We start from the raw sequence: 25,560 nt of genomic DNA, 5'->3' as shown, positions 1-25,560 counted from the left end.
AGGCCCGTCGAAACGCGCATGCACATCCTTCTGGTGGAGGACGACCCGGACATCGCCGCCATCGCCCGCATGGCCCTGGAAGAGGTCGGCGGCCTGGCGGTCACCGTGGCTGCCGATGGCCGTTCCGGGGTGGAGGTCGCCCGGGAGGCGGCGCCGGACCTCGCGGTTCTCGATGACATGCTCCCCGACGGCGATGGCCCCGGCACCCTGGCGGCCCTGCGCGAGGTCCCGGGCCTGGAGGGGCTGCGGGCGGTCTACCTCACCGCCAATACCGGCGATACCGACCGCCTGAGCGGCCCGGGGGTGCTCGGGATCATCGACAAGCCCTTCGACCCCATGGGGCTCGCCGACCGGCTCCGGGACCTGGCCGGCCATGAGTGAGCGGCTGGAGGCGCTGGTGGCCGACTACCGGGCACGCCTGCCCGGACGGGTAGCGGCGCTGGAGGAGGCAGCCCGCCGACTGGCCGCTGGGGAGGAGGGCGCGCGAGGGGAGATCCGGGCCGAGGCCCACCGACTCAAGGGCTCCGGGGCCTCCTACGGCCTGGAGGCGTTGAGCCGGACGGCGGGGGCGCTGGAACGGGCGGCCCGGGAGGGCGACGCCGATGCCGTCGCCGCGGCGCTGCAGGATCTGCGGGCCGCGATCACTCCACCGTGACCGACTTGGCCAGGTTGCGCGGCTGATCCACGTCGGTGCCCTTGATCACCGCCACGTGGTAGGCGAGCAGCTGCAGCGGCACGGTGTAGACCACCGGGGCGATGAGTTCGTGGCTGTGCTCCAGGGGGAAGGTCCGCACCCCCTCACCATCATCCATGCCGGCGGCGGTATCGGCGAAGACCACCAGCCGGCCGCCCCGGGCGCGGACCTCCTGGAGGTTGGACTTGAGCTTCTCCAGCAGGTCGTCGTTGGGGGCGATGGCAATGACCGGCATCTCGCCGTCCACCAGGGCCAGGGGCCCGTGCTTGAGCTCTCCGGCGGGGTAGGCCTCGGCGTGGATGTAGGAGATCTCCTTGAGCTTCAGCGCCCCCTCCATGGCCACCGGGTAGAGCGGCCCGCGACCCAGGAAGAGGGAGTGGTGCTTGTCCGCGAAATCGGCGGCCAGGGCATCGATGGCGTCGTTGAGCTCCAGGGCCCGCTCGATCCGGCGCGGCAGCTCCTCCAGCGCGGCGACGTACTCCGCCTCGCGCTCGGCCGGTAGCCCGTTGCGCCGGGCGAGGGCAAGGGTCAGCAGGAGCAGGGCGGTGAGCTGGGTGGTGAAGGCCTTGGTGGAGGCGACGCCGATCTCCGGGCCCGCCCGGGTCATGAGCACCAGCTCCGACTCCCGTACCAGGGAGCTCTCCGGGACGTTGCAGATGGCCAGCGCCCGGCTTCCCACCCGCGCCTTGATGTCCCGCAGGGCGGCGAGGGTGTCGGCGGTCTCCCCGGACTGGGAGATGGTCACCACCAGGGTGTCCGGCCGGACCACCGGCCGCCGGTAGCGGAACTCGTTGGCTACCTCCACGCTGCAGGGCACGCCGGCCACCGCCTCCAGCCAGTACCGGGCGACCATGCCGGCGTGGTAGCTGGTACCGCAGGCGAGGATCTGGACCTCGCGCACGCCGTCGAGGACCTCCGCCGCGCCGTAGCCGAAGGCCTCCTCCAGCACCCGGCCGCCGGCCAGGCGGCCCTCCAGGGTGTCGGCCACCGCCCGGGGCTGTTCGAAGATCTCCTTGAGCATGAAGTGGCGGTAGTTGCCGCGCTCCACGGCACCAGGGGTCAGCGACGACTCCTGCTCCGGCCGGCTCACCCCTTGGCCCTCGACATCGAAGAGGCGATAGGCCTCCCGGGTGATATCCGCGAGGTCGCCCTCCTCGAGGTAGACGAAGCGGCGGGTCACCGGGAGCAGGGCGGCGACGTCGGAGGCGATGAAGTGCTCGCCGATACCGACACCGATGACCAGGGGGCTGCCGCGCCGCGCGGCCACCAGGCGGCCGGGCTCGTCGGCGCTGACCACCCCCAGGGCGTAGGCGCCCTCCAGGTCCGCCGTAGTCCGACGGACCGCCTCGGCCAGGTCGTTGCAGACCGCCAGGTGGCGATGGACCTGGTGGGCGATGACCTCGGTATCGGTCTGGGAGGTAAACCGGTAGCCGTCCACCTCCTGCTGCCGGCGGAGTTCGGCGTGGTTCTCGATGATGCCGTTGTGGACCACCGCCACCCGGCCCTCGCAGATATGCGGGTGGGCGTTGGCCTCGGAGGGGGCGCCGTGGGTCGCCCAGCGGGTATGGGCAATCCCGACATGACCGGTGAGGGGCTCGTCCTCCAGACGCTCGGCCAGGGCGGCGACCTTGCCCACGGCCCGCCGCCGGCCCAGGCCGTGCTCCCGGTCCAGGGCGACCAGCCCGGCGGAGTCGTAGCCGCGATATTCCAGCCTACGGAGCCCCTCCATGAGGATGGAGACCACATCACGCTCCGCTACCGCACCCACGATCCCGCACATCGATTCAGCCCTCCCGGCCGTCGTCCTTGCAAGGGCGGCGCCAGTCCTCGATGGTCCGCTGGCGCACCCGCGTAATGGTGAGCTGCCCGGCCGGGGCATCCCGGGTCAGGGTGGTCCCTGCACCCAGGGTCGCTCCGGCACCGATGGTGACCGGTGCCACTAGCTGGCAGTCCGACCCGATGAAGGCGTCGTCGCCGATGGTGGTGGTGTGCTTGTGGGCGCCGTCGTAGTTGCAGGTAATCGTCCCGGCGCCAATATTCACTCCCGCCCCCATCTCGGTATCCCCGATGTAGGCGAGGTGGTTCACCTTGGAGCCGCGCCCGATTCGGCTGGCCTTGGTCTCGACAAAGTTGCCCACTTTTGCGCCCTCGGCCAGTTCGCTGCCCGGGCGGATGCGGGCGAAGGGGCCGACACTGGCCCCGGCCCCCAGGCTGGCCCCCTCGATAATGGTATGGGGCTCGACTCGAACGCCATCGCCCAGACGGCAGTTCCGCAGCACCGCCCCCGGCCCGATGTAGACATCCCGGCCCAGCGCCACCTCTCCCTCGAGGACAACATCGATATCGATCTCGACATCGCCCGGGGTGGTCACCTCGCCCCGGATGTCGACCCGCGCGGGGTCGCGCAGCGTCACCCCGGCAAGCATCAGGGCTTCGGCCCGCCGCCGCCGGTAGGCCGCCTCGGCAGCCGCGAGCTGGACCCGGTTGTTCACCCCGGCCACCTCGTCCGGGTCGTGGGTGACGATCCCGGCCGCTGCCTGGCCCTCGTCGGCAGCCAGCGCCACCACGTCGGTGAGGTAGTACTCCCCCTGGGCGTTGTCCCGGGAGGTCGCCGCGAGCCAACGACGGAGAGCCTCCGCCGGACCGGCCAGCATGCCGGTATTCACCTCACCGATGGCGCGCTGGGTCTCCGTGGCGTCCTTCTCCTCCACGACCCCGACCACCGCACCGTGGTCATCCCGCAGGATCCGCCCGTAGCCGCCGGGGTGGGCGAGCTGGGTGGTGAGCACGGCGAGCCGCCCCTCCGCCGCGCCGGCCAGCCGCTCCAGGGTCGCCGCCGTTACCAGGGGCACGTCGCCGTAGAGGACCAGGACGGTGTGGTCATCCGGGATCCCGGGCAGGGCGCAACCGACTGCATGGCCGGTCCCCAGCTGTTCGGCCTGTTCGACCCAGCTGATATCGCGCCCTTCAAAGGCCTCCCGGACCGCCTCCCCGCCGTGGCCGTGGACGACATGGATCCCGACCGGATCCAGGCCGGCGGCAGCATCGATGGCATGGCCCAGCATGGAGGCCGGCCCCACCGGGTGGAGGACCTTGGGCAAGGATGACCGCATGCGGGTACCCTGGCCAGCAGCGAGAATGATTACGGAGAGCTTCTGGGACATGGTCATACCGCGTTTGTAATCCAGCGGAGGGATGAGGGCAATATTTCCGGGGGCCGGAAACAGAACAAGGGCAGTTACCTGCCCTTGTTCTGACCATCTGCTTGCAGCATACGCGTCTAGATGCCGGTGCGCTGCCGCAGCCGTTGAATGGTCTGGAGCTTCGCCACCGCTTCGGCCAGTTCGGCCTGGGCCGAGGCGTAGTCCAGCTCCGCCTTCTGATCCGCCATGGCCCGTTCGGCCCGATCCTTCGCCTTCTGGGCCTCGGCCTCGTCGAGGTCGCGGGCCCGGACGGCCGAATCGGCCAGGACGGTGGTGACGTGCGGCTGGACCTCGAGGACACCGCCGGAGACGAAGAAGGCCTGCTTTTCGCCCCCCTTCTCCACGGTGACCTCGCCCGGCCGCAGCCGCGTGAGCAGCGGGGTGTGGCGCGGCATGATGCCGACGTCCCCCCCGTCTGCTGGCGCCGTCACCATCTCCACCGTACCGGCGTAGATGGATTCCTCGGCGCTGACGATGTCGACGTGCATGGTCATGGCCATTTCCGGCCTCCCTTAGAGGTTCTTGGCCTTCTCGATGGCCTCGTCGATGGAGCCCACCATGTAGAAGGCCTGCTCGGGCAGATCGTCGTGCTCGCCCTCGACGATGCCCTTGAAGCCCCGGATGCTCTCGGCGAGGGAGACGTACTTCCCGGGCGCGCCGGTGAAGACCTCCGCCACGAAGAAGGGCTGGGAGAGGTAGCGCTGGATCTTGCGCGCCCGGGACACCGCCAGCTTGTCATCCTCGGAGAGCTCGTCCATGCCGAGGATGGCGATGATGTCCTTGAGCTCCTTGTACCGCTGCAGGACGTTCTGCACCTCGCGGGCGGTATCGTAGTGCTCCTGGCCCACCACCTGCGGGTCGAGCTGACGGCTGGTGGAGTCCAGCGGGTCCACCGCCGGGTAGATGCCCAGCTCCGCGATCTGGCGGGAGAGCACGACGGTGGCGTCCAGGTGGGCGAACACCGTGGCCGGGGCCGGGTCGGTGAGGTCGTCCGCCGGGACGTAGACCGCCTGCACGGAGGTAATGGAACCCTTCTGGGTGGAGGTGATGCGCTCCTGGAGCATGCCCATCTCCTCCGCCAGGGTCGGCTGGTAGCCCACCGCGGAGGGCATGCGGCCGAGAAGGGCCGAGACCTCGGTGCCGGCGAGGGTGTAACGGTAGATGTTGTCGATGAACATCAGCACGTCACGGCCCTCGTCACGGAAGTACTCCGCCATGGTCAGGCCGGTCAGCGCCACGCGCAGGCGGTTGCCCGGCGGCTCGTTCATCTGGCCGTAGACCAGCGCCACCTTGTCGAGGACGTTGGACTCCTTCATCTCGTGGTAGAAGTCGTTGCCCTCGCGGGTCCGCTCGCCGACGCCGGCGAAGACGGAGTAGCCGGAGTGCTCAATGGCGATGTTGCGGATGAGCTCCATCATGTTGACGGTCTTGCCCACGCCGGCGCCCCCGAAGAGGCCGACCTTGCCGCCCTTGGCGAAGGGGCAGAGGAGGTCGATGACCTTGATGCCGGTCTCCAGCAGCTCGGTGGAACCGGACTGCTCGTCGTAAGCCGGCGGCTCGCGGTGGATGCCCCAGCGCTCCTGGGCCTCCACCGGGCCTTCCTCGTCCACGGGCTCGCCCAGGACGTCCATGACGCGGCCCAGCGTGCCGGTCCCGACCGGGACCTGGATGGCCTCGCCGGTGTTGGTCACTTCCATGCCGCGCTTGAGGCCCTCGGTGGTGCCCAGGGCGATGGTGCGGACCACACCGTCACCGAGCTGCTGCTGGACCTCGAGGGTCAGCCCGGTCTCCGCCAGCTTGAGGGCGTCGAAGACCTTCGGGACGGAGCCGCGCTCGAACTCGATGTCGACCACGGCGCCGATGATTTGTACGACCTTACCAGTACTCATGTTGGGTACCCCTTGAATTCCGCTCCGATTCGGTGGCCCGGCGGTCAGACCGCGGCGGCGCCGGCGACGATCTCGGAGAGCTCCTGCGTAATGGCGGCCTGGCGGGCCTTGTTGTAGGCCAGCTGCAGGTCGTTGATGATGTCCCCGGCGTTGTCCGAGGCGGCCTTCATGGCGACCATCCGGGAGGCCATCTCCGACGCGACGTTCTCCACCACCGCCTGGAAGACCTGCGATTCGATGTAGCGGGTCAGCAGATCGTCCAGAACCGTGGCCGCGTCCGGCTCGTAGAGGTAGTCCCAGTGGTGCTGGAGCTCCTCGTCCTCGGCCGGCGGCAACGGCAGCAGCTGGATGATCTCCGGCTGCTGGGTCATGGTGTTCACGAACCGGTTCTGCGCCAGATAGAGCCGGTCGATCCGGCCCTCGTTGTAGGCATCCAGCATCACCTTCACGGTGCCGATGATGTCGGAGAGCCCCGGCTTGTCGCCCAGCCCGGTGGCCTCGGCGACGATGTTGGCGCCGAGCCGGTTGTAGAACTGCAGCCCCTTGCTGCCGATCACGGCGTGGTCGAGGCCGATGCCCTTCTCGTCCCACTCCCGCAGGTCCTTCACGGTCTTGCGGAAGAGATTGACATTGAGGCCGCCGCAAAGGCCGCGATCCGTGGTCACGGTAATATAGCCGGCCCGCTTCACCTCTTCCCGCTCCTCGAGGAACGGATGGCGATACTCGGGATGGGCGTTGGCCAGATGCCCGATCACCTGCCGCATCTTGTCGGAGTAGGGGCGGGTCGCCTCCATCCGATCCTGCGCCTTGCGCATCTTGGAGGCGGCCACCATCTCCATGGCCTTGGTGATCTTCTGGGTATTCTGGATGGACTTGATCTGAGTCCGTATCTCCTTAGCGCCCGCCATCGGTCTGCCCCCGGGTTACCAAGCGTGGTTGGCCTTGAAGTCGTCGAGGGCCTTGCGCAGGGCCGCGTCGACCTCATCGTCGTACTTGCCGGTCTCGTCCAGCTTCGCGACCAGGTCGGCATGCTGCGACTTCGCGTAGTCGTGCAGGGCGGCCTCGAAGTCCACGACCTTTTTGGTCTCCAGGTCGTCCAGATAGCCCTCGTTGGCCGCGAACAGCGAGAAGGCCATCAGCCCGACACCCAGCGGCTTGTACTGGTTCTGCTTCATCAGCTCCATGACGCGCTCACCGCGCTCGAGCTGCTTGCGGGTGTGCTGGTCCAGGTCCGAGGCGAACTGGGCGAAGGCCGCGAGCTCGCGGTACTGCGCCAGGGCCAGCCGGATGCCACCACCGAACTTCTTGATGATCTTGGTCTGAGCGGAGCCACCCACCCGGGAAACCGACAGGCCGGCGTTGATGGCCGGACGGATGCCCGAGTTGAAGAGGTCGCTCTCCAGGAAGATCTGACCGTCGGTGATGGAGATCACGTTGGTCGGAACGAAGGCAGAGACGTCGCCGGCCTGGGTCTCGATGATGGGCAGGGCGGTCAGGGAACCCGTCTTGCCCTTCACCTCGCCGTTGGTCTTCTGCTCGACGAAGTCCTCGTTGACCCGCGCCGCGCGCTCGAGAAGCCGGGAGTGCAGGTAGAACACATCACCCGGATAGGCCTCGCGGCCCGGGGGACGGCGCAGCAGCAGGGAGACCTGGCGATAGGCCCACGCCTGCTTGGTGAGGTCGTCATAGATGATGAGGGCATCCTCGCCCCGGTCCCGGAAGTACTCGCCCATGGCGCAACCGGCATACGGGGCGATGTACTGCATGGAGGCCGGGTCGGCGGCGGTGGCGGCGACCACGATGGTGTGCTCCATGGCGCCGTGCTCTTCGAGCTTGCTCACCACGTTGGCCACCGAGGAGGCCTTCTGGCCCACGGCGACGTAGATGCACTTAACGCCGGTGCCCTTCTGATTGATGATGGCGTCGACGCCGACGGCAGTCTTGCCGGTCTGGCGGTCGCCGATAATGAGCTCACGCTGGCCGCGGCCCACCGGCACCATGGCGTCGATGGCCTTGAGGCCGGTCTGCATCGGCTGGTCCACACCCTGGCGCGAGATGACGCCGGGGGCGATCTTCTCGATGGGCTCGTGGCTGGCGGCCTCCACCGGGCCTTTGCCGTCCACGGGCTGGCCCAGGGAGTTGACTACGCGACCGAGGAGGTTCTCGCCCACCGGCACATCGAGGATGCGGCCGGTCGCCTTGACGGTGTCGCCCTCGGCGATGTGCTCGAACGGGCCGAGGATAACGGCACCGACGGAGTCCCGCTCCAGATTGAGGGCCATACCGAAGGTCTCCCCCGGGAACTCCAGGACCTCGCCGGACATGATGTCGGCCAGGCCGTGGAGGCGGGCGATGCCGTCGGAGAGGCTGACCACGGTACCCTCGGTACGCGCCTCCGAGACGGATTCGAAGTTCTCGATCCGCTTCTTGATGAGATCGCTGATCTCGGAAGGATTCAGTTGCATGCTTGCATTCCTCTCGATTCGGTCCGGTTACTGCCGCAGGGACCCGGCGAGCCGCTCCAGGCGCCCCACTGCCGAGCCGTCGATGACCAGGTCGCCGGCCCGGACCACGGCGCCGCCCAGCAGCTCCTCGTCGGTCCGGCAGGTCAGCCGCACCTCACGGCCGAGCCGCTTCTTGAGGGCCTCGGCGAGCTTCGCCTGCTGGGCCTCGTCCAGCGGCCGGGCCGACACCACCTCGGCCTCGACCTCACCCTCGGCGCGGGAGCGCTCCTGCTCATAGAGGGCCGCGATATCCGGGAGGATGCTGAGGCGATCCCGTTCGGCGAGTAGCCGCAGCAGATTGCGGGCGTGGTCATCCAGGGTGTCCTTGCCGACCTCGCCGATGATCTCGACGAGCTGGTCGGGCTCCACCCCGGGGTTGTCGAACAGCGACGCCATCTCCGGGGCACTGGCGACCTGGCTCATGAGGTCGAGCATGCTGGACCACTGGTCCAGCGCGCCCTTCTCACGCGCCAGCTCCAGCAGCGCCTCGGCGTAGGGTCGGGCGATGGTGATGTTCTCGGCCATGGTCTGCCCCTAGATCTCGGTGACGAGGTCCGAGATGAGATCCTCGTGGGCGCTGGCGTCGATCTCGCGCTTGAGGATCCGGCTCGCACCCTGGGTGGAGAGCTCGGCCACGCGGCTGCGCAGCTGCTCCCGAGCCCGGTTGACCTCCTGCTCGATCTCCGCCTGAGCGGCGGCCTTCAGGCGGTCACCCTCTTCACGCGCCGAGTCCTTGGCCTCTTCCACGATCTCGTTGGAGCGCTTCTGGGCCTGGGCGATGATCTCGGCGGCCTGTTCCTTGGCCTGGGCCAGCTCCTCCTTGGCGCGCTGCTCGGCCAGCTCCTTTTCGTGCTGCCCCTTTTCGGCGGCAGCCAGGCCATCGGCGATGCGCTTCTGGCGCTGCTCCATCACATTGGTCAACGGTCCCCAAAGATACCGGTTCACGAACCAGATCAGGATGGCGAAGACCAGGATCTGAGCAAATAGCGTTGCAGTAACGTTCACGGCGTTGCTCCTCCCGCTGGGGGGTTTATCGGCGAGTCAACGAGCAGTCTCGTCCGACCTCAGCCGACGGCCGCAACGAAGGGGTTGGCGAAGATGAACCACATGGACAGACCGAGCACGATCATCGGGAAGGCCTCCATGAGGCCGCCGGTGAAGAGCATCTGACCCATGAGCTGGGCGCGCATCTCGGGCTGGCGGGCAATGCCCTCGATGTACTTGGAGCAGATCATGCCCCAGCCGAGGGCGGAACCCAGGCCGGCGGCGGCCAGGATGATGCCGACACCGATGGCGGTGGAAGCGATGATTTCGTTCATGGGACTTCTCCTTGGATGCGAATGGATGGTGTTCGAAATCGCGGTACGCCGGGGCGCCCTAGTGGTGCTCCAGATCCTGGCTCGCCATACCCAGGTAGACGGCCGTCAGCAGCATGAAGATGAAGGCCTGCAGGGTGATGACCAGGATATGGAAGATGGCCCAGAGGGTCCCCAGGGCAATCTGCGGGATCCAGGCGGCGCCGAAGCCGCCCAGGGACAGCAGGGCGATGAGCAGGAACAGCAGCTCGCCGGCGAACAGGTTGCCGAAGAGTCGCAGGGCGAGGCTGACCGGCTTGGCGACCTCTTCGATGGCGGTCATGACGACGTTCACCGGGAAGAGGTAGGGGCCGAAGGGGTGGGTCAGGAACATCTTGAGATACCCGACCAGCCCCTTGGACCGGAGATTGTAGATGATGATGAGCGCGAAGACGGTAAGCGCCAGCGCGAAGGTCGTATCCAGCTCGGTGGTCGGCACGACCTTGAGGTATTCCATACCGGCCAGGGTCGCGACCCAGGGAAGCAGGTCCACCGGGATGAGGTCCATGAAGTTCATCAGGAAGACCCACATGAAGATGGTCAGGGCCAGCGGGCCCACCAGCTTGTCCCGGTTGGGGAAGACGTCGCTCACCTGGCCGTCGACAAACTCGACGATGGCCTCGACCCAGTTCTGCAGGCCGGAGGGCGTATCCTGCTGCAGGCGCTTGCCGATAGCCCGGCCCATCCAGATCAGGATGGCAGCGAGGAGGACACTGAAGAAGACGGTATCGATCTTCAGGGTCCAGAAGCCCTCGCCTACCTGGAGGTTGTGGAGGTGGTGATTGATGTACTCGGTCGGAGACGGCGTTCCGGTGGCCACGACGCTTTTCTCCCCTCGTTTCTTAGAAAATCAGTCGGCCCGCGGCGGCGCGGTCTCTACGCGATTGAAGAGATAACCCATCTGGGCCACCGCAAAGCCGGTCAGTATGCCGAGGGGGTCCAGTTCCAGGACCCCCATGCCCAGCGCCAGTAGCGCCAGGGCCAGTACGAAGCGGGCGGCGAAGCCGATGTAGAGCTCCGCCAGCCCGCGGTTGGTGCTGCTGCCCAGCGCCTCCGTGGCGCGCAGCAGCCGCCAGCCGCTGATCAGGGTGGCCGCCAGGGTAATGCCGCCACCGTAGAGCGCGGCCATTGCCGGCTCGAGGCCGGCCTGCCACGCCCAGACCGCGGCGGCGGCCGCCGTCAGCGCTGCCTGTACACCCAGAAGACTCAGGAGGGAGCGCTGGAGGACGGTGGTTGCGAACTTCATGGACCCCTGTCGACCCGTCCGGACCCGTGCCGCACGGGAGCCGGACCGTTATTGAGGCGCGGAGTATAAAGACTCCCCCACAGGGGGTCAACGAAGGGCCGGGGCAAAGCCCCTACTTGATATGGGCCAGAATCCCCTCGAGTTCGTCCAGGGAGTTGTAGCGGATCTCGACCTTCCCCTTGCCCTGCTTGCCCTGGCTCACCTTGACCGGGGCGCCCAGGCGCTCGGAGAGGTCCTCCTGAAGGCGGCGGACATCGGGGTCTTCGCGCGCGGGCTCGGCCGGCTCCGTCGCCCCCTCCTGGAGGCGGCGGACGAGCTTCTCGGTCTCGCGCACGGTGAGCTCGCGCTCGGCCACGTCGCGGGCGGCGCGGACCTGCTCCGCCCCCTCCAGGGCGAGGAGGGCGCGGGCGTGACCCATCTCCAGGGCGCCCATCTCCACCAGCTCCCGGGCGCCCTCTTCCAGGCCCATGAGGCGCAGGAGATTGGTGACGGCCACCCGGGAGCGGCCCACCGCCTCGGCGACCTGGTGGTGGGTGAGCTCGAACTCCTCGATGAGGCGGTGGAGGGCGTGCGCCTCCTCGATGGGGTTGAGTTCCTCGCGCTGGATATTCTCGATGAGCGCGATGGCCAGGGCGGCCTGGTCCGGGACCTCGCGGATCACCGCCGGGATGGTGGCCAGTTCCGCCATCCCCGCGGCCCGCCAGCGCCGCTCGCCGGCGATGATCTCGTAATCGATGTCCCCCTCCTCGTCCACGGCGCGGACGACGATGGGCTGGACCACCCCCTGCATGCGGATGGAGTGGGCCAGTTCCTCCAGGGCATCCGGGTCCATGTCCCGCCGCGGCTGATAGCGGCCGCGGCGGATCCGCTCCACCGCGACCTCCGCCAGCTGGTCGCCGGCGGCGCGGTCCACCGTGGGGCTCGCGGCGGCGTCCGGGTCGGAGAGGAGGGCGTCGAGTCCGCGGCCGAGGCCGCGCTTGCGTGCGCTCATGGAAACGGGGTTCCTCCGTGAAGGATCGACTGGGGGTTCAGGCCGGCGCCGGATCGGGCTTGCCGGCGGATTCGTTGCGCAACAGCTCGCCGGCCAGGGCCAGGTAGGACTGTGCCCCGCGCGAGCCCTTGTCGTAGGCGAGCACCGGCAGGCCGTGGCTGGGCGCCTCCGCCAGGCGGACATTGCGCGGGATCACGGTCCGGTAGACCTTGCCGCCGAAGTGATCGGTGAGCTGGCGCGACACGTCGGTGGCCAGGCGGTTGCGCGGGTCGAACATGGTCCGCAGCAGCCCCTCCACCTCGAGGTCGGGATTGAGCTGGTCCTGGATCCGGCGGATGGTATCCAGCAGCGCCGACAGCCCCTCCAGGGCGTAGTACTCGCACTGCATGGGGATCATGACGGTGTCCGCCGCCACCAGGGCGTTCACCGTCAGCATGTTCAGGGCCGGCGGGCAGTCCACCAGGATATAGTCGTAGTCCGTTGCCGCCGCCAGGGCGGTACGCAGGCGCTGTTCGCGACCATCCGTCTCCAGCAGGCCCACCTCGGCGGCGGTGAGATCGGCATTGGCCGGCAGGAGGTCATATCCAGCGTCGCTGGGGATGAGGGCCTCGGCCAGATCGGTCTCGCCCAGCAGGACATCGTAAGTAGAGGCCGGGATGGCGCGCTTGTCCACACCCGAACCCATGGTGGCATTGCCCTGGGGATCCATGTCGATGAGCAGGACCTGCCGGTGAGTCGCCGCCAGGGAGGCGGCAAGGTTGACGCTGGTGGTGGTCTTGCCCACCCCGCCCTTCTGATTGGTCACGGCAATGGTCTTGGTCACGGCGTTCGTTCCCTCCCCGGGCGCTAGCGCCTGAGTATCACACACCGGGGCGGGCGACAACGATATGTCGCGCCCCGTCGATGCCTGGGACGGTCACCGGGTGGACCGCCTCCACGGCGACCCCCTCGGCCCCGGCCTCCGGCCAGACGCCCTTCCACGCCACCAGGCGGCCGGTGGGCGTCAGCAGCGGCGCCGCCAGCTCGACCAGCTCGGGCATGGAGGTCAGGGCCCGGGCGGTAACCACCTCCACGGGCTCGGCGGGTCGCCAGGCCTCCATGCGCGCCTGGAAGACCTCGACCCGCTCCAGCCCCAGGGCCCCCACCACCTGGTGGAGGAAGCGCGTCCGCTTGGCGGCGCTGTCCACCAGGGTGACGGGCCGGTCCGGCTCGGCGATGGCCAGGACCAGGCCGGGAAGGCCGGCGCCGGTGCCGAGATCCACCAGCGGCCCCTCTGGCAACCAGGGCCGACCGGCCAGGGAGTCCAGCAGGTGGTAGGCCACCATAGCCTCCGGATCCCGCACCGCCGTCAGGTTGTGGACCCGGTTCCAGCGCGCCAGCAGGTCGAGGTAAGTAAGTAACCGCTCTTGCGCTAGTTCCGGCAGTTCCTGCCCCAGTGCTGCCAGGCCGCGCCGGAGTTCCTCCGCTCTATTGTAACCTGCCGGTTGGCCCTTGGACATGTCACGCCCCCCAGCGATGGAGGTGGACCAGCAGCAGCGACAGCGCCGCCGGTGTCACGCCGTCGATCCGACCCGCCTGACCCAGGGTGGAGGGGCGGTGGCGACCGAGCTTCTCCGCCACCTCGGTGGAGAGGCCGGGCACGGCGCGGAAATCGAGCTCGTCGGGGATGGAACGGTGGGCGTGGCGCTCCTGGCGGGCATTCTCGGCCAGCTGGCGCTCGATGTAGCCGGCATACCGGGCCTGGACGGTGACCTGCTCGGCGACGTCGGCCCGCGCCGTCGGCTCTCCCGCGCCGGGGAGGCGATGGAGGGCGTAGTACTCGGTCTCCGGCCGGCGCAGGAGGTCAGCAAGGTGCTGATTCCGATCCAGGGGCTGGCCCAGGACCTCCCGGGCGAGCTCGTCCCCCACCTCGCCAGCCCGGATGGTGGTGGTCGCCAGCCGGTTCTGCTCCGCCTCGATGGTGTTCTGGCGCACCTGGAAGGCGGCGAAGCGGTGGTCATCCACCAGGCCCAGCTCCCGGCCGACGGGGGTCAGGCGCAGGTCGGCATTGTCCTCGCGCAGAAGCAGGCGGTACTCGGCCCGGCTGGTGAACATGCGGTAGGGCTCGCGGGTCCCCCGGGTAATGAGGTCATCCACCATGACGCCGAGGTAGGCCTCGTCGCGGCCCGGCGTCCAGGCGGGGAGGTCGGCGGCGGCCCGGGCGGCATTGAGGCCGGCCAGCAGGCCCTGGGCGCCGGCCTCCTCGTAGCCGGTAGTGCCGTTGATCTGGCCGGCCAGGTAGAGGCCCGGGAGCTCCCGCGACTCCAGGGAGGGGCGCAGGCCGCGGGGATCCAGAAAGTCGTACTCGATGGCGTAACCCGGCCGGGTGATCCGGGCGGCCTCGAAGCCGGGGAGGGTCTGCACCAGGGCCTGCTGGACGTCGAAGGGGAGGCTGGTGGAGATCCCGTTGGGATAGACCTCGTGGGTATCCAGCCCCTCGGGTTCCACGAAGATCTGGTGGGCATCGCGGTCGGCGAAGCGGACCACCTTGTCCTCGATGGAGGGGCAGTAGCGCGGTCCGTTGCTCTCGATGGCGCCGCTGAACATGGGCGAGCGTTCCAGGTTCGCGCGGATGAGCTCATGGGTCGCCGGCGTCGTGGTGGCGATGTGGCACGGCACCTGGCGGGGATGGTCCGAGGGGTCGCCCATGAAGGAGAAGACCGGTCGGGGCTCGTCACCCGGCTGGGGGGTGAGCCGGGCGAAGTCGATGGTCCGGCCGTCGATGCGCGGGGGCGTGCCGGTCTTCAGGCGATCCGCGGCCAGGCCCAGCTCGCGCAGGCGAGCGGCCAGGGCGTTGGCCGGGGCATCCCCGGCGCGCCCGCCCTCGCGCCGGGCCTCGCCCACGTGGATCCGTCCCCCCAGGAAGGTGCCGGTGGCCAGGACCACGGTCGGGGCGGAGAGGGTGAGCCCCAGGGTGGTTACAACCCCGGTGGCCCGGCCGCCTTCCACCTGGAGGTCGGCAACACCATCCTGGAAACAGGTCAGGTTCGGCTCCGCCTCCACGGCGGCCCGGATGGCGTGGCGATAGAGGGCGCGATCGGTCTGGGCGCGGGTCGCCCGGACCGCCGGCCCCTTGCGCCGGTTGAGCACGCGGAACTGGATCCCGGCGGCATCGGCCGCGCGGCCCATGGCGCCGCCCAGGGCGTCGATCTCGCGCACCAGGTGGCCCTTGCCGATGCCGCCGATGGCCGGGTTGCAGCTCATCTGGCCGATGGTGTCCAGGTTCTGGGTGACGAGCAGGGTCGGCGCCCCGGTGCGTGCGGCAGCCAGCGCGGCCTCGGTGCCGGCGTGGCCGCCGCCGATGACGATGACCCGGTAGTCGGGTGAGGTGTTGAGCATGGTCTTGGGGCTACCTACTTGCCGATGCAGAAGGTGGAGAAGATCCGACCCAGGAGGTCCTCGGTCCCGGTCGCGCCGGTGATCCGGCCCAGAGCGGCATGGGCCCGGGCCAGCTCGGCGGCCACCAGCTCCAGTTCGCCTTCGGCGGGATCCGGAGCGGCGTCGAGGGCCGTGAGCGCGCTCTCCAGCGCCTCCAGGTGGCGTCGACGGGCGGTAAAGCCGCCCTCCGGCGGGGCTTCGCCGCCCAGGTGGTGAACGATGACGGCCTCCAGCGCGTCCAGGCCCGCGCCGGTCACCGCGGAGAGGACCACGGAGCCGTCCGCCTGCTCACCGGCCTCCCGGCCACTCCGATCGGCCTGGGTGTGCAGCAGCACCAGCGGCGCACCGGGCCGCTCCTCCGGGCCCTCCGGCGCCTCGGGGTCGGCGGCATTCGCCAGCCAGAGTACCAGATCGGCCGTGGCCAGGGCCTCGCGCGCCCGGCGCATCCCCTCCTGCTCAATGGCGTCGCCCCCGGCGTGGAGGCCGGCGGTATCCACCAGCTCCACCGGAATCCCCCCGATGGCCAGGCGCTCGCGCAACAGGTCCCGGGTGGTCCCGGGGAGATCGGTGACGATGGCGCTGTCCCGACGGGCCAGGGCGTTCATCAGGCTGGATTTCCCCGCATTGGGCGGGCCTGCCAGGACCACCGTTGCCCCCTCGGCCAGTCGGCGACCCCGACCCCCTTCCTGGAGGAGGGTTCGAAGCTCCCCGCGGCGCTCATCCAGTTCAGTGGCAGCCGTGGACAACTCGGCGGCGATCTCGTCGTCGGGGAAGTCCAGCAGGGCCTCCACCCGGGCCCGCAGATCCAGCAGCCCCTCGGCCAGGGCCTCCACGCGGCGGGAGAGGACCCCCTCCAGGCTGTGGACGGCGGCGCGGGCGGCGGCCTCGGAGCCGGCGTCGATGAGGTCGGCCACGGCCTCCGCTTGGGCCAGGTCCATGCGGCCGTTGAGATAGGCGCGCTGGCTGAACTCGCCGGGTTCGGCCAGGCGCGCCCCCAGCTCCAAGGTCCGCGCCAGGAGGCGGTCCATCACCACCGGGCCGCCGTGGCCCTGGAACTCCACCACATCCTCGCCGGTGAAGGAGGCCGGACCGGGGAAATAGAGGAGGATCCCGTGGTCCAGGGCCGAGCCGTCGGCGGCCCGGAAGGCGGTGGTGGTCGCGTGGCGCGGCGCCGGCCGGCGGCCGGCCACAGCCTCGGCGATGGCCAAAGTCCCGGGCCCGGAGACCCGGATGATGCCGATACCGCCGCGCCCCGGCGGGGTGGCCGGGGCGGCGATGGTATCGACCCCGTCCACCACCGCGGTCATGGGGCTACTTCTCCGCGCCGCTCTCGATGCGGCGGGTGATCCACCACTGCTGGGCGATGGAGAGGACGTTATTGGTGGTCCAGTAGAGGACCAGCCCCGCCGGGAAGAAGGCGAAGAAGATGGTCAGCACAAAGGGCATGATCATCATCACCTTTTCCTGGACCGGGTCCATGGGCGCCGGGTTGAGCTTGAACTGCAACAGCATGGACGCGCCCATGATAATGGGCAGGATGAACCACGGGTCCGGCGAGGTGAGATCCTGGATCCAGCCGATCCAGGGGGCGTGGCGAAGCTCCACCGACTCCAGCAGCACCCAGTAGAGGGCAATGAAGACCGGGATCTGTACCAGGATGGGCAGGCACCCCCCCAGGGGATTGATCTTCTCGGTCTTGTAGAGGTCCATCATCGCCTGGTTCATGCGCTGGCGATCGTCGGCGTACTTCTCCTTGATCTCCTTGAGCCGCGGGGCCACCCGGCGCATGTGCGCCATGGAGCGGTAGCTCTTGGCCGACAGGTGGAAGAAGGCCAGCTTGATGAGCAGCGTCAAAAGGATAATGGACCAGCCCCAGTTACCGGTGAGGCCGTGGAAGAGATCCAGCAGCCAGTAGAGCGGCCGAGCCAGGATGGTCAGGAAGCCGTAATCCACCGTGAGATCGAGCTCCGGGGCCGCCTCCTCCAGCCGTTCCTGCTCCTTGGGACCAATGAAGTAACGATACTCGTAACCGGCCGTCTCGCCGGATCCGATGCTACGGACCGGGAAGGTATAGCCCAGGAGGAAGCGGCCGCTGTCCAGGGAGCGGGTATAAGCGGTGAGTTCGGCCTCCTCCGGCGCCAGGATGGCCGCCAGGAAGTAGTGCTCGATCATGGCCGCCCAGCCGCCCTGCATGGGCTGGCGTAGCGCCTGGTCGGCCATGTCGTCGAAGTCGATCTTGCGGTAGGGCTGGCGCTCGTCCGCGGCCTCGTTATAGCCGGAGAGGACGCCGCCGGTATAAGTGTACAGGAAGAAGGAGTCGCGCGTGTCCCGGCTGCGCTGGATCTGGCTGTAGAGCTGCCCCCGCCAGGCCTCCTCGGCGCGGTTGGCGACCTCGACGTCGACATCCACCTGGTAGGAGTCGCGGTGGAAGGTGTAGGTCTTGGTGACCGCCAGACCGTCCGGCCGCTCCCAGCGCAACGGGACCCGGACCGTGTCCTCGCCCTCCTCGAGGGCGTAGTCCTTGCGCTCGGCCTCGAAGTCGGAGCGGTGGTTGGGGACCTCGCCCTCGACCCCGCGGGCATTGATGAGCCCGTCCTGGAGGACGAAGTAGCGGCTGCGGCTGGTATCCAGCAGGCGGACCGGCTCGTCGGACTCCCGGGTGACGGTGTGCGCCAGCAGGTCGGCGCGACGGATGGCACCGCCCCGGGGGTCGATGGCGACCTCCAGGAGGTCGGTGCGCACGACGATCGGCCGGTCGCCGGAATCGGCGGGGGTTGCCGGTGCGTCGTCTCCCTCGGGGAGGGCGTCGCCACCGCCGTCATCGGCCAGGGCACTCGGGACCTCGTCGTTGCCGGAACTTCCCGCTTCGCCGCGTGCGCGTTCCTCGCCACCGTTGGTCCGGGACTCGGTGGCAACGGCCTCGTCGCCGTAGCGGAATTCCTGCCACTCCACCCAGAGGAGGACGAGTACCAGGGCGAGGGCCACCCAGAGGAGGGTCTTCTGCAGATCCATTCAGTCGGTCTCCCGCTCGGGAACAGGGTCCACCCCACCGGGGTGCCAGGGATGACAGCGGCCCAGCCGCCGGATGGCGAGCCAGCCGCCACGCAGCGCGCCATGGCGCTGGACGGCCTCCTCCGCATAGCAGGAGCAGGTCGGATGGAAACGGCAACGCGGCCCGAGCAGCGGGCTCACGAGGTAGCGGTAGATTCGGACGGCGAGGATGAGGATTGTCCGCATCGCTGGCGAAGCCTCTTCCAGTTCCGGGCGAGCGAGGCCCAGAGAGTGGCGTTGTCGGCGGCGGCCGCCGCCGGACGAGCCAGGACGACGACATCCAGGGGCGGCAGGGCGGCCTGCTCGGCCCGGAAGGATTCGCGGGCCAGCCGCTTGATCCGGTTGCGGCCCACCGCACGCAGCGTCACCTTGCGGCCGATGGCCAGACCGATTCGCGGCCAGCCGAGGCCGTTATCGGGGCGGGCCAGCAGGGTCAGATAGGCGTCGGAGCTGCGCGGCGGATCGGACTGCTGGAAGACCCGGCGGAAATCCGTGCCGTCGAGCAGTCGCTGCCGGCGCCGAAAGGGGCCGGTCGCCGTCAAACGGTGAGGCGCTTGCGCCCTTTGTCCCGCCGCGCCTTGAGCACCTTGCGCCCGGCCCGGGTCTTCATGCGCGCCCGGAAACCGTGGGTGCGCTTGCGCTTGATGTTGCTAGGCTGATACGTACGCTTCATGAGAGTCGTTCCCCGGAGGTCCCCCGCGCGAAGGCGCGGCTGGAAAAGGCAAGGGAATCTATCCAGTCACGCCGGTAGTGTCAAGAAAAGGAGGCCCGCGGAGGACCCTGGACAGGGTGTGGATAACTCCGCCACCGAGGGTTAGACTGCCTCGTTCCATCCCCGGCAGGCAGAGGTATCTCGGTGGCTTCGACGCTCTGGCAGCGCTGCCTGGAAAGGCTCGAACAGGAATTCGCGGATCAGGAATTCAATACCTGGATCCGGCCGCTCCAGGCTCGGGAGCGCAACGGGGGTCTGGAGCTGTGTGCGCCGAATCCCTTCGTTCAGGAGTGGGTGGAGAACCACGCCGTCGAGCGGATCCGGGAGGCGGTGCAACGGCTCGAAGGGGAGGGAGCGCCGGCGGTCTCCCTGGTGGTCGACACCCCGGGTGATAGCAGCGCCCCGACCGAGAACACGGTCCGCGAGGCGCCGGAGTCCTCGCGCTTCCGGGCGTCTCCCAGCCGGCTCAATCCGGCCTTCACCTTCGATACCTTCGTCGAGGGCAAGTCCAACCAGCTTGCCCGGGCAGCCTCCTTCCAGGTCGGCAGCAGTTCCGGCGCACCCTACAATCCGCTGTTCATCTACGGCGGGGTGGGCCTGGGCAAGACCCACCTCATGCACGCCGTTGGCAACCAGATCCGGGAACACCGCCCGGACGCCCGGGTGATCTACCTGCATTCGGAGCGCTTCGTCTCCGACATGATCAAGGCGCTCCAGCACGGCGTCATCGACGACTTCAAGAAGTTCTACCGATCGGTGGACGCCCTGCTCATCGACGATATCCAGTTCTTCGCCAACAAGGAGCGCTCCCAGGAGGAGTTCTTTCATACCTTCAATGCCCTCTTGGAGAGCGAGCAGCAGATCATCCTCAGCTGCGACCGCTATCCCAAGGAAGTCGAGGGGCTGGAAGAGCGGCTGCGCTCGCGCTTCGGCTGGGGGCTGACGGTGGCCATCGAACCGCCGGAGCTGGAGACCCGGGTCGCCATCCTCAAGAGCAAGGCCAGCCAGTCGGGGGCCGAGCTGCCGGACGAGGTAGCGTTCTTCATCGCCAAGCGGATCCGGTCCAACGTCCGCGAGCTCGAGGGGGCGCTGCGCCGCGTGGTGGCCAACGCCCATTTCACCGGCCACGCCATCGACCTGCCCTTTGCCAAGGAAGCCCTGAAGGACCTCCTGGCGCTGCAGGACAAACTGGTCACGGTGGACAACATCCAGAAGACCGTCGCCGGCTATTACAAGATCCGGATGGGCGATCTGCTCTCGAAGAAGCGCAGCCGTTCCATTGCCCGCCCGCGACAGCTGGCCATGGCGCTGGCAAAGGAACTCACCAGCCACAGCCTGCCGGAGATCGGGGATGCCTTCGGGGGCCGGGATCACACTACGGTGCTGTATGCCTGTCGCAAGGTGGAGGAGCTCCGGCAGAGCGATAACCGGCTCCACGAGGACTATCAGAACCTGTTGAGAACCCTGACGAGTTGAACCGGGAGAACTTGTGGATAAGCCAGTGGACCAGGATCGATGCCGAACGAGGCACAGGTTTTCCACAGGGAGTGGACGGTTGCGAAGCGCCTCTTATCCACCGCGTTTTCGCTTTCTAGCTGACTGACACAGAAAGGATTTTTCGGATCCATCCCCAAGGGATGGCCGCCCTTGTTATTACAACGGTTTTCTTTAAGAAACACAGATCACTACAACTGCATCGGGAGCGGATATGAAGTTCGGCATCCAGCGCGAAGCGCTCCTTCGACCACTCCAGGCCGTTGGCGGGGTGGTGGAACGCAAGCAGACCATGCCCATCCTCGCCAACATCCTGTTGACGGTCTCCCCGCGGAGTCTGGCACTCACGGGGACGGACCTTGAACTGGAACTGGTCACCCACGTGGCCCTGGACGAAGAGGCCGAGGAGGGGCGAGTCACGGTCCCCGCCCGCAAACTCACGGACATCGTGCGAGCACTGCCGGAGGGAGCGGAGATCCGGTTCCAGCAGGAGGGCGAGAAGATGGTCGTCCGGGCCGGGCGGAGCCGTTTTACCCTGGCGACCCTGCCGGCCTCGGAGTTCCCTGTCATGGAGACCCGCGAGGAAGCCACGAAGCTTCAGGTCCCCCAGGGCCACCTCAAGGGCCTGCTGGATCGCACCAGTTTCGCCATGGCACAGCAGGATGTCCGGTACTACCTCAACGGACTGCTCCTGGAGGTGGCGGACCACACCCTGCGAACCGTGGCCACCGATGGCCATCGGCTGGCGCTCTGCGAGAGCGGAACCGAGCACGATCCCGAAGGCGGGATCCAGGCCATCGTTCCGCGCAAGGCAGTCATGGAGCTGGTCAAGCTCCTGGGCGAGGACGAGGAACTGGTGGATATCGAGACCGGGGGCAACTATCTCCGGTTCCAGCTGGGTGACACCGGTTTTACGACCAAGCTCATCGATGGCCGCTTCCCGGACTACGAACAGGTCATCCCCAGCGGCAATCGCCACCATCTGAAGGCGGACCGGCGAATCCTGCGGGAGACGCTGCAACGAGCGGCGATCCTCTCCAACGAGAAATATCGCGGCATCCGGCTGCAGGTACGGGCCGGGGAGGTCGCCGCCATCGCGCACAATCCGGAGCAGGAGGAGGCCGAGGCCACGCTGGAGGTGGACTACGACGGGCCGGAGATGGAGATCGGCTTCAATGCCAGCTACCTCCTGGATGCCCTCGGGGCGCTGGATACCGAACAGGCACGGCTGCAACTGGCGGACAGCAACAGCAGCTGCCTCATCGACGGAGGGGAGGAGGGCGACTGCCGGTACGTGGTCATGCCCATGCGGATCTAGGGGATGGACCTCCGGCGACTCGTCCTCCGATCTGTCCGGAACCTGGCCGATCTCGACCTCGCGCTTGAGCCGGGGGTCAACTGGCTCATCGGCGCGAACGCCAGCGGCAAGACCAGCGTTCTCGAGGCGGTCCACATCCTGGGTCTTGCGCGCTCGTTCCGGGCTCGCTCATTGCGGCGCGTGGTAGAGGGTGGGAGTGGCCGGCTGACCGTCTACGGGGAGGTCCACTGGCGCAACGGCGAACACCGCATCGGGGTCGAGGGCGGCGAGGGGGTCTCCCGGCTCCGGCGAGATGGCGCGGATGCGGACGGGATCGCCGAACTCGCCGACTGCCTCCCACTTCAGCTCCTCAATCCGGATTCCCATCGATTGATCGAGGGGCCGCCGCCGGAGCGGCGGGCGCTGGTGGATTGGGGGGTGTTCCACGTGGAACCCGATTTCCTGCGCACCTGGCGGCGTTATCGGCGCGTCCTGGAGCAGCGGAACGCGGCACTTCGACAGGGGAGCGGGCCGGCCGTGGCCCGGGCCTGGGACCAGGATCTGGTGGCGCTCGGCGAGGCGGTGGATGCCGCCCGAAGGCGTTACCTCGACGATCTGGCACCGCGGGCGGTGGCCATGGCGGAGGAGCATTTCGGGCTCGCCGGGCTCGACCTCCACCTGCAGGCCGGCTGGGCGCGGGAACGTTCCCTGGCCGAGGCGTTGGAAGCGGGCTGGGAGGGCGATCGGCGTCAGGGCCATACCGGCGCCGGTCCCCATCGGGCGGAACTGGCGTTGCGCATCGGCGGCATTCCGGCGGCAGAGCGGGTTTCCCGGGGCCAGCAGAAGCTGCTGGCGGCGGCGCTCCGTCTGGCGCAGCTCGCCCTCTTCGGTGAACGTCTGGGGGAAGGGGCCCTCCTGCTGCTGGACGACCTGCCGGCCGAACTCGACGAAGAGCACCGGGGCAGGCTCCTTGATGCGGTCCGCGAGCTGGGGATCCAGGCCCTGGTAACGGCCACCGAGGGGGGGCTCGTTCCGCGCGGCGAGGGCGAAGCGCAGTTCCGCGTGGAACACGGGAAGGTACGCAGGGTGGTATAATGGCGGTAGCGTCCAGGGAGCAGACATGGCCGAATACGATTCCTCGAGCATCAAGGTCCTCAAGGGGCTAGACGCCGTCCGCAAGCGGCCCGGCATGTACATCGGCGACACCGATGACGGGACGGGGCTGCATCACATGGTCTTCGAGGTGGTGGATAACGCCATCGACGAGGCCCTGGGCGGCTACTGTTCCACCATCCAGGTCGCCATCCACGGTGACGGCGCCGTGACGGTTCGGGACGACGGCCGCGGGATCCCGGTGGACTGGCACGAGGAGGAGGGCCGCTCCGCCGCGGAGGTCATCATGACGGTCCTCCACGCCGGCGGGAAGTTCGACAACAACTCCTACAAGGTCTCCGGCGGCCTCCACGGCGTCGGGGTCTCGGTGGTCAACGCCCTCTCCGAGGAGCTGCGTCTGACCATCCGCCGCAACGGGCGGGTCTACGAACAGCTCTTCTCCATGGGCGAGCCGCAGTCCCCGCTCCAGGAGAAGGGGGAGACCGAGGGGAGCGGCACCGAGATCCGGTTCCTCCCCAGTCGCGAGGTCTTCGCCGACACCGAGTTCCACTACGATGTCCTGGCGCGCCGGTTGCGCGAGCTCTCCTTCCTGAACTCCGGGGTGCGGATCGAGCTCAAGGACGAGCGGGGCGAACCGCGCCACGACGTCTTCGAGTACCAGGGCGGCATTCGCGCCTTCGTCGAGCACCTCAACCAGAAGAAGCAGCCGCTGCACGGCGAGGTCTTCCACTTTACCGCCGATCGCGAGGGCATGACGGTGGAGGTGGCCATGCAGTGGAACGACTCCTACCAGGAGTCCATCTTCTGTTTCACCAACAACATCCCGCAGAAGGATGGCGGGACCCACCTCTCGGGTTTCCGGGCGGCGCTGACCCGGACCATGAACCAGTACATCGAACGCGAGGGCTATGCCGGCAAGGCCAAGGTGGCGCCCTCCGGGGATGATGCCCGGGAGGGGCTCACCGCTGTCATCTCGGTGAAGGTGCCGGACCCCAAGTTCTCCTCGCAGACGAAGGAAAAGCTGGTCTCCTCCGAGGTGAAGGGGCTGGTGGAATCCTGTCTCTCGGACAACCTCGCCGAGTTCCTGGATGAACATCCCAACGAGGCCAAGGCCATCGCCGGCAAGGTCATCGACGCCGCCCGGGCGCGGGATGCCGCCCGCAAGGCGCGGGAGATGACCCGCCGCAAGGGGGCGCTGGACGTGGCCGGCCTGCCCGGCAAGCTGGCCGACTGTCAGGAGAAGGACCCGGCCGAGTCGGAGCTCTACCTGGTGGAGGGTGACTCGGCCGGTGGGTCCGCCAAGCAGGGTCGCGATCGCCGCTACCAGGCCATCCTTCCGCTCAAGGGCAAGATTCTCAACGTGGAGAAGGCGCGCTTCGACAAGATGCTCTCCTCCGCCGAGGTGGCGACGCTCATCACCGCGCTGGGGACGGGGATCGGCCGGGAGGAGTTCAACGCCGACAACCTCCGCTACCACCGGATCATCATCATGACCGACGCGGACGTGGACGGCTCCCACATCCGGACGCTACTGCTGACCTTCTTCTACCGGCAGATGCCGGAGCTGGTGGAGCGTGGCCACGTCTATATCGCCCAGCCGCCGCTCTACAAGCTCAAGAAGGGCAAGCAGGAACAGTACGTCAAGGATGATCGGGAGCTTACCGATTACCTCCTGGGGGTGGCCCTGGATGGGGCCGCCCTGCACGTAAATCCGGAGGCGCCGGCGCTCACCGGACCGGGACTCGAGGAGCTGGCGCGGGACTACGCCGTCGTCATGGCGACCATCGAGCGCATGGGGCACCGCTACAACACCGAGGTGCTGGAGAAGATGGTCTACATGCCGTCGCTCGCCGAGGACCAGCGTCGGGACGAGGGCGAGGTGACCGGATGGTTCCGGGAGCTGGAGGATCGCCTCAATGCCGAGCGACCCGCTGGGCTTACCTACCGGTTCGAGGTGGCTGCCGACCCCGACCACGGGGAGTACGGCGCGGACCTGGTCATTACTCGCCATTCCAACGAAACCCGGCAGCGCTTCGACGGGGAATTCTTCAACTCCGGCGAATACCGGTCCATGCGCCGTCTCCACGATCGCCTGGAGGGGCTGCTCGGGGAGGGCGCCTACGTGCGGCGCGGGGACAGGATCCAGGCCGTTGCGAGCTTCAAGGAGGCCATGGACTGGTTGCTCGGGGAGGCCAAGCGGGGCCAGAGCATCCAGCGCTACAAGGGCCTGGGGGAGATGAACCCCGAGCAGCTCTGGGAGACCACCATGGATCCGGAGAGCCGGCGCATGCTGCAGGTGGGCATTGAGGACGCGGTGGCCGCCGACGAGATCTTCACCACCCTGATGGGTGACCAGGTGGAACCGCGCCGGGACTTCATCGAGGCCAATGCCCTCTCCGTAACCAACCTCGACGTCTGATCCGACGGCGCCATCGGCAATGGTCCACAGGGGCCCGGGGGCAACTCCGGGCCCCTTTCTTGTTGGCCACCCGTCCTGCCGGTTACCCGCGGTCGGCGGGATTTCCCGGGTCGGTTCGGAAAGACCGGGATCGAAAAGGCCCGGCGCAACGGCCGGGCCTTGAGGGCCCCGTCCC

The 25,560-nt window shown here is 68.3% G+C and carries 26 protein-coding genes; 6 read left to right on the top strand and 20 right to left on the bottom strand.

Annotated features, from left to right (window positions below; all coding sequences use genetic code 11):
- The first annotated feature begins 18 nt into the window (after positions 1–18).
- Positions 19–381, top strand: a complete 363-nt coding sequence (locus BM272_RS07160) for a response regulator (protein ID WP_093428091.1) — start codon at positions 19–21, stop codon at positions 379–381.
- Complete coding sequence (locus tag BM272_RS07155) at positions 374–655, top strand: Hpt domain-containing protein (protein ID WP_093428090.1); 282 nt, start codon at positions 374–376, stop codon at positions 653–655. The genes BM272_RS07160 and BM272_RS07155 overlap by 8 nt, the downstream gene beginning before the upstream one ends.
- Here BM272_RS07155 and glmS read toward each other — a convergent pair.
- The 20 genes from glmS to rpmH form a co-directional block, all read right to left on the bottom strand.
- On the bottom strand, positions 642–2,474 hold the full coding sequence (glmS, locus tag BM272_RS07150) for a glutamine--fructose-6-phosphate transaminase (isomerizing) (RefSeq protein ID WP_093428089.1): 1,833 nt from the start codon (positions 2,472–2,474) through the stop codon (positions 642–644). The genes BM272_RS07155 and glmS overlap by 14 nt on opposite strands.
- Positions 2,475–2,478: 4 nt before the next feature.
- A complete protein-coding gene (gene glmU / locus BM272_RS07145; RefSeq protein ID WP_093428209.1) occupies positions 2,479–3,858 on the bottom strand; it encodes a bifunctional UDP-N-acetylglucosamine diphosphorylase/glucosamine-1-phosphate N-acetyltransferase GlmU in 1,380 nt (459 codons plus the stop codon).
- Between the two features lie 116 nt (positions 3,859–3,974).
- Positions 3,975–4,397, bottom strand: a complete 423-nt coding sequence (locus BM272_RS07140; RefSeq protein WP_093428088.1) for a F0F1 ATP synthase subunit epsilon — start codon at positions 4,395–4,397, stop codon at positions 3,975–3,977.
- Between the two features lie 12 nt (positions 4,398–4,409).
- Positions 4,410–5,786 carry a F0F1 ATP synthase subunit beta gene (gene atpD, locus BM272_RS07135; RefSeq protein ID WP_093428087.1) on the bottom strand — a complete coding sequence of 459 codons (1,377 nt, stop codon included), beginning with the start codon at positions 5,784–5,786 and terminating at the stop codon, positions 4,410–4,412.
- A gap of 44 nt (positions 5,787–5,830) precedes the next feature.
- Positions 5,831–6,694: a F0F1 ATP synthase subunit gamma gene (gene atpG / locus BM272_RS07130; protein ID WP_093428086.1), complete on the bottom strand. Its 864-nt coding sequence runs from the start codon at positions 6,692–6,694 to the stop codon at positions 5,831–5,833.
- A 15-nt stretch (positions 6,695–6,709) separates the two neighbouring features.
- Positions 6,710–8,251, bottom strand: a complete 1,542-nt coding sequence (gene atpA / locus BM272_RS07125) for a F0F1 ATP synthase subunit alpha (RefSeq protein ID WP_093428085.1) — start codon at positions 8,249–8,251, stop codon at positions 6,710–6,712.
- Between the two features lie 27 nt (positions 8,252–8,278).
- On the bottom strand, positions 8,279–8,815 hold the full coding sequence (locus BM272_RS07120) for a F0F1 ATP synthase subunit delta (RefSeq protein WP_093428084.1): 537 nt from the start codon (positions 8,813–8,815) through the stop codon (positions 8,279–8,281).
- A gap of 9 nt (positions 8,816–8,824) precedes the next feature.
- Positions 8,825–9,295, bottom strand: coding sequence for a F0F1 ATP synthase subunit B (locus tag BM272_RS07115; protein WP_093428083.1), 471 nt, complete (start codon positions 9,293–9,295; stop codon positions 8,825–8,827).
- A gap of 59 nt (positions 9,296–9,354) precedes the next feature.
- Positions 9,355–9,609: a F0F1 ATP synthase subunit C gene (gene atpE, locus BM272_RS07110; RefSeq protein ID WP_093428082.1), complete on the bottom strand. Its 255-nt coding sequence runs from the start codon at positions 9,607–9,609 to the stop codon at positions 9,355–9,357.
- A gap of 58 nt (positions 9,610–9,667) precedes the next feature.
- Complete coding sequence (atpB, locus tag BM272_RS07105) at positions 9,668–10,465, bottom strand: F0F1 ATP synthase subunit A (RefSeq protein ID WP_093428081.1); 798 nt, start codon at positions 10,463–10,465, stop codon at positions 9,668–9,670.
- Positions 10,466–10,495: 30 nt separating this feature from the next.
- Entirely contained in the window at positions 10,496–10,891 is a 396-nt protein-coding gene (locus tag BM272_RS07100; protein ID WP_093428080.1) for an ATP synthase subunit I, read from the bottom strand.
- Positions 10,892–11,003: 112 nt separating this feature from the next.
- On the bottom strand, positions 11,004–11,882 hold the full coding sequence (locus tag BM272_RS07095) for a ParB/RepB/Spo0J family partition protein (RefSeq protein ID WP_093428079.1): 879 nt from the start codon (positions 11,880–11,882) through the stop codon (positions 11,004–11,006).
- A 37-nt stretch (positions 11,883–11,919) separates the two neighbouring features.
- Positions 11,920–12,705: a ParA family protein gene (locus tag BM272_RS07090; protein ID WP_093428078.1), complete on the bottom strand. Its 786-nt coding sequence runs from the start codon at positions 12,703–12,705 to the stop codon at positions 11,920–11,922.
- A 37-nt stretch (positions 12,706–12,742) separates the two neighbouring features.
- Complete coding sequence (rsmG, locus tag BM272_RS07085) at positions 12,743–13,381, bottom strand: 16S rRNA (guanine(527)-N(7))-methyltransferase RsmG (protein WP_093428077.1); 639 nt, start codon at positions 13,379–13,381, stop codon at positions 12,743–12,745.
- Position 13,382: 1 nt separating this feature from the next.
- Complete coding sequence (gene mnmG / locus BM272_RS07080) at positions 13,383–15,260, bottom strand: tRNA uridine-5-carboxymethylaminomethyl(34) synthesis enzyme MnmG (protein WP_093428076.1); 1,878 nt, start codon at positions 15,258–15,260, stop codon at positions 13,383–13,385.
- Between the two features lie 14 nt (positions 15,261–15,274).
- Complete coding sequence (gene mnmE / locus BM272_RS07075; RefSeq protein ID WP_093428075.1) at positions 15,275–16,606, bottom strand: tRNA uridine-5-carboxymethylaminomethyl(34) synthesis GTPase MnmE; 1,332 nt, start codon at positions 16,604–16,606, stop codon at positions 15,275–15,277.
- A gap of 4 nt (positions 16,607–16,610) precedes the next feature.
- A complete protein-coding gene (yidC, locus tag BM272_RS07070) occupies positions 16,611–18,311 on the bottom strand; it encodes a membrane protein insertase YidC (protein ID WP_093428074.1) in 1,701 nt (566 codons plus the stop codon).
- Complete coding sequence (yidD, locus tag BM272_RS07065) at positions 18,312–18,536, bottom strand: membrane protein insertion efficiency factor YidD (protein WP_093428073.1); 225 nt, start codon at positions 18,534–18,536, stop codon at positions 18,312–18,314.
- Positions 18,488–18,892, bottom strand: coding sequence for a ribonuclease P protein component (gene rnpA, locus BM272_RS07060; RefSeq protein ID WP_093428072.1), 405 nt, complete (start codon positions 18,890–18,892; stop codon positions 18,488–18,490). Before rnpA ends, yidD begins: the two co-directional genes overlap by 49 nt.
- Entirely contained in the window at positions 18,889–19,023 is a 135-nt protein-coding gene (gene rpmH / locus BM272_RS07055) for a 50S ribosomal protein L34 (protein ID WP_093428071.1), read from the bottom strand. The genes rnpA and rpmH overlap by 4 nt, the downstream gene beginning before the upstream one ends.
- Positions 19,024–19,206: 183 nt before the next feature.
- Here rpmH and dnaA point away from each other — a divergent pair, with 183 nt between their 5' ends.
- The 4 genes from dnaA to gyrB all read left to right on the top strand — a co-directional run bounded on the left by dnaA (position 19,207) and on the right by gyrB (position 25,385).
- Positions 19,207–20,538 (top strand): chromosomal replication initiator protein DnaA, encoded by a 1,332-nt coding sequence (gene dnaA, locus BM272_RS07050; protein WP_093428070.1) that lies wholly within the window; start codon positions 19,207–19,209, stop codon positions 20,536–20,538.
- A 232-nt stretch (positions 20,539–20,770) separates the two neighbouring features.
- Entirely contained in the window at positions 20,771–21,874 is a 1,104-nt protein-coding gene (gene dnaN, locus BM272_RS07045; protein ID WP_093428069.1) for a DNA polymerase III subunit beta, read from the top strand.
- Positions 21,875–21,877: 3 nt separating this feature from the next.
- Entirely contained in the window at positions 21,878–22,948 is a 1,071-nt protein-coding gene (gene recF, locus BM272_RS07040; protein WP_093428068.1) for a DNA replication/repair protein RecF, read from the top strand.
- A 25-nt stretch (positions 22,949–22,973) separates the two neighbouring features.
- On the top strand, positions 22,974–25,385 hold the full coding sequence (gene gyrB, locus BM272_RS07035) for a DNA topoisomerase (ATP-hydrolyzing) subunit B (RefSeq protein ID WP_093428067.1): 2,412 nt from the start codon (positions 22,974–22,976) through the stop codon (positions 25,383–25,385).
- Positions 25,386–25,560: the final 175 nt, after the last annotated feature.

The organism is Thiohalospira halophila DSM 15071 (assembly GCF_900112605.1).
Lineage (GTDB): Bacteria > Pseudomonadota > Gammaproteobacteria > Thiohalospirales > Thiohalospiraceae > Thiohalospira > Thiohalospira halophila.
This window is presented reverse-complemented; position numbering and strand designations above follow the sequence as displayed.

What these genes read in the sequence shown, in the direction of transcription:
- BM272_RS07140 (WP_093428088.1), bottom strand. Translation starts at nt 4,397, where the DNA reads ATGGCCATGACCATGCACGTCGACATCGTCAGCGCCGAGGAATCCATC.
- atpA (WP_093428085.1), bottom strand. Translation starts at nt 8,251, where the DNA reads ATGCAACTGAATCCTTCCGAGATCAGCGATCTCATCAAGAAGCGGATC.
- atpG (WP_093428086.1), bottom strand. Translation starts at nt 6,694, where the DNA reads ATGGCGGGCGCTAAGGAGATACGGACTCAGATCAAGTCCATCCAGAAT.
- glmU (WP_093428209.1), bottom strand. Translation starts at nt 3,858, where the DNA reads ATGTCCCAGAAGCTCTCCGTAATCATTCTCGCTGCTGGCCAGGGTACC.
- gyrB (WP_093428067.1), top strand. Translation starts at nt 22,974, where the DNA reads ATGGCCGAATACGATTCCTCGAGCATCAAGGTCCTCAAGGGGCTAGAC.
- BM272_RS07160 (WP_093428091.1), top strand. Translation starts at nt 19, where the DNA reads ATGCACATCCTTCTGGTGGAGGACGACCCGGACATCGCCGCCATCGCC.
- BM272_RS07120 (WP_093428084.1), bottom strand. Translation starts at nt 8,815, where the DNA reads ATGGCCGAGAACATCACCATCGCCCGACCCTACGCCGAGGCGCTGCTG.
- glmS (WP_093428089.1), bottom strand. Translation starts at nt 2,474, where the DNA reads ATGTGCGGGATCGTGGGTGCGGTAGCGGAGCGTGATGTGGTCTCCATC.
- mnmE (WP_093428075.1), bottom strand. Translation starts at nt 16,606, where the DNA reads ATGACCGCGGTGGTGGACGGGGTCGATACCATCGCCGCCCCGGCCACC.
- BM272_RS07155 (WP_093428090.1), top strand. Translation starts at nt 374, where the DNA reads ATGAGTGAGCGGCTGGAGGCGCTGGTGGCCGACTACCGGGCACGCCTG.
- rsmG (WP_093428077.1), bottom strand. Translation starts at nt 13,381, where the DNA reads ATGTCCAAGGGCCAACCGGCAGGTTACAATAGAGCGGAGGAACTCCGG.
- BM272_RS07100 (WP_093428080.1), bottom strand. Translation starts at nt 10,891, where the DNA reads ATGAAGTTCGCAACCACCGTCCTCCAGCGCTCCCTCCTGAGTCTTCTG.
- atpE (WP_093428082.1), bottom strand. Translation starts at nt 9,609, where the DNA reads ATGAACGAAATCATCGCTTCCACCGCCATCGGTGTCGGCATCATCCTG.
- recF (WP_093428068.1), top strand. Translation starts at nt 21,878, where the DNA reads ATGGACCTCCGGCGACTCGTCCTCCGATCTGTCCGGAACCTGGCCGAT.
- mnmG (WP_093428076.1), bottom strand. Translation starts at nt 15,260, where the DNA reads ATGCTCAACACCTCACCCGACTACCGGGTCATCGTCATCGGCGGCGGC.
- BM272_RS07095 (WP_093428079.1), bottom strand. Translation starts at nt 11,882, where the DNA reads ATGAGCGCACGCAAGCGCGGCCTCGGCCGCGGACTCGACGCCCTCCTC.
- dnaN (WP_093428069.1), top strand. Translation starts at nt 20,771, where the DNA reads ATGAAGTTCGGCATCCAGCGCGAAGCGCTCCTTCGACCACTCCAGGCC.
- rpmH (WP_093428071.1), bottom strand. Translation starts at nt 19,023, where the DNA reads ATGAAGCGTACGTATCAGCCTAGCAACATCAAGCGCAAGCGCACCCAC.
- yidC (WP_093428074.1), bottom strand. Translation starts at nt 18,311, where the DNA reads ATGGATCTGCAGAAGACCCTCCTCTGGGTGGCCCTCGCCCTGGTACTC.
- yidD (WP_093428073.1), bottom strand. Translation starts at nt 18,536, where the DNA reads ATGCGGACAATCCTCATCCTCGCCGTCCGAATCTACCGCTACCTCGTG.
- atpD (WP_093428087.1), bottom strand. Translation starts at nt 5,786, where the DNA reads ATGAGTACTGGTAAGGTCGTACAAATCATCGGCGCCGTGGTCGACATC.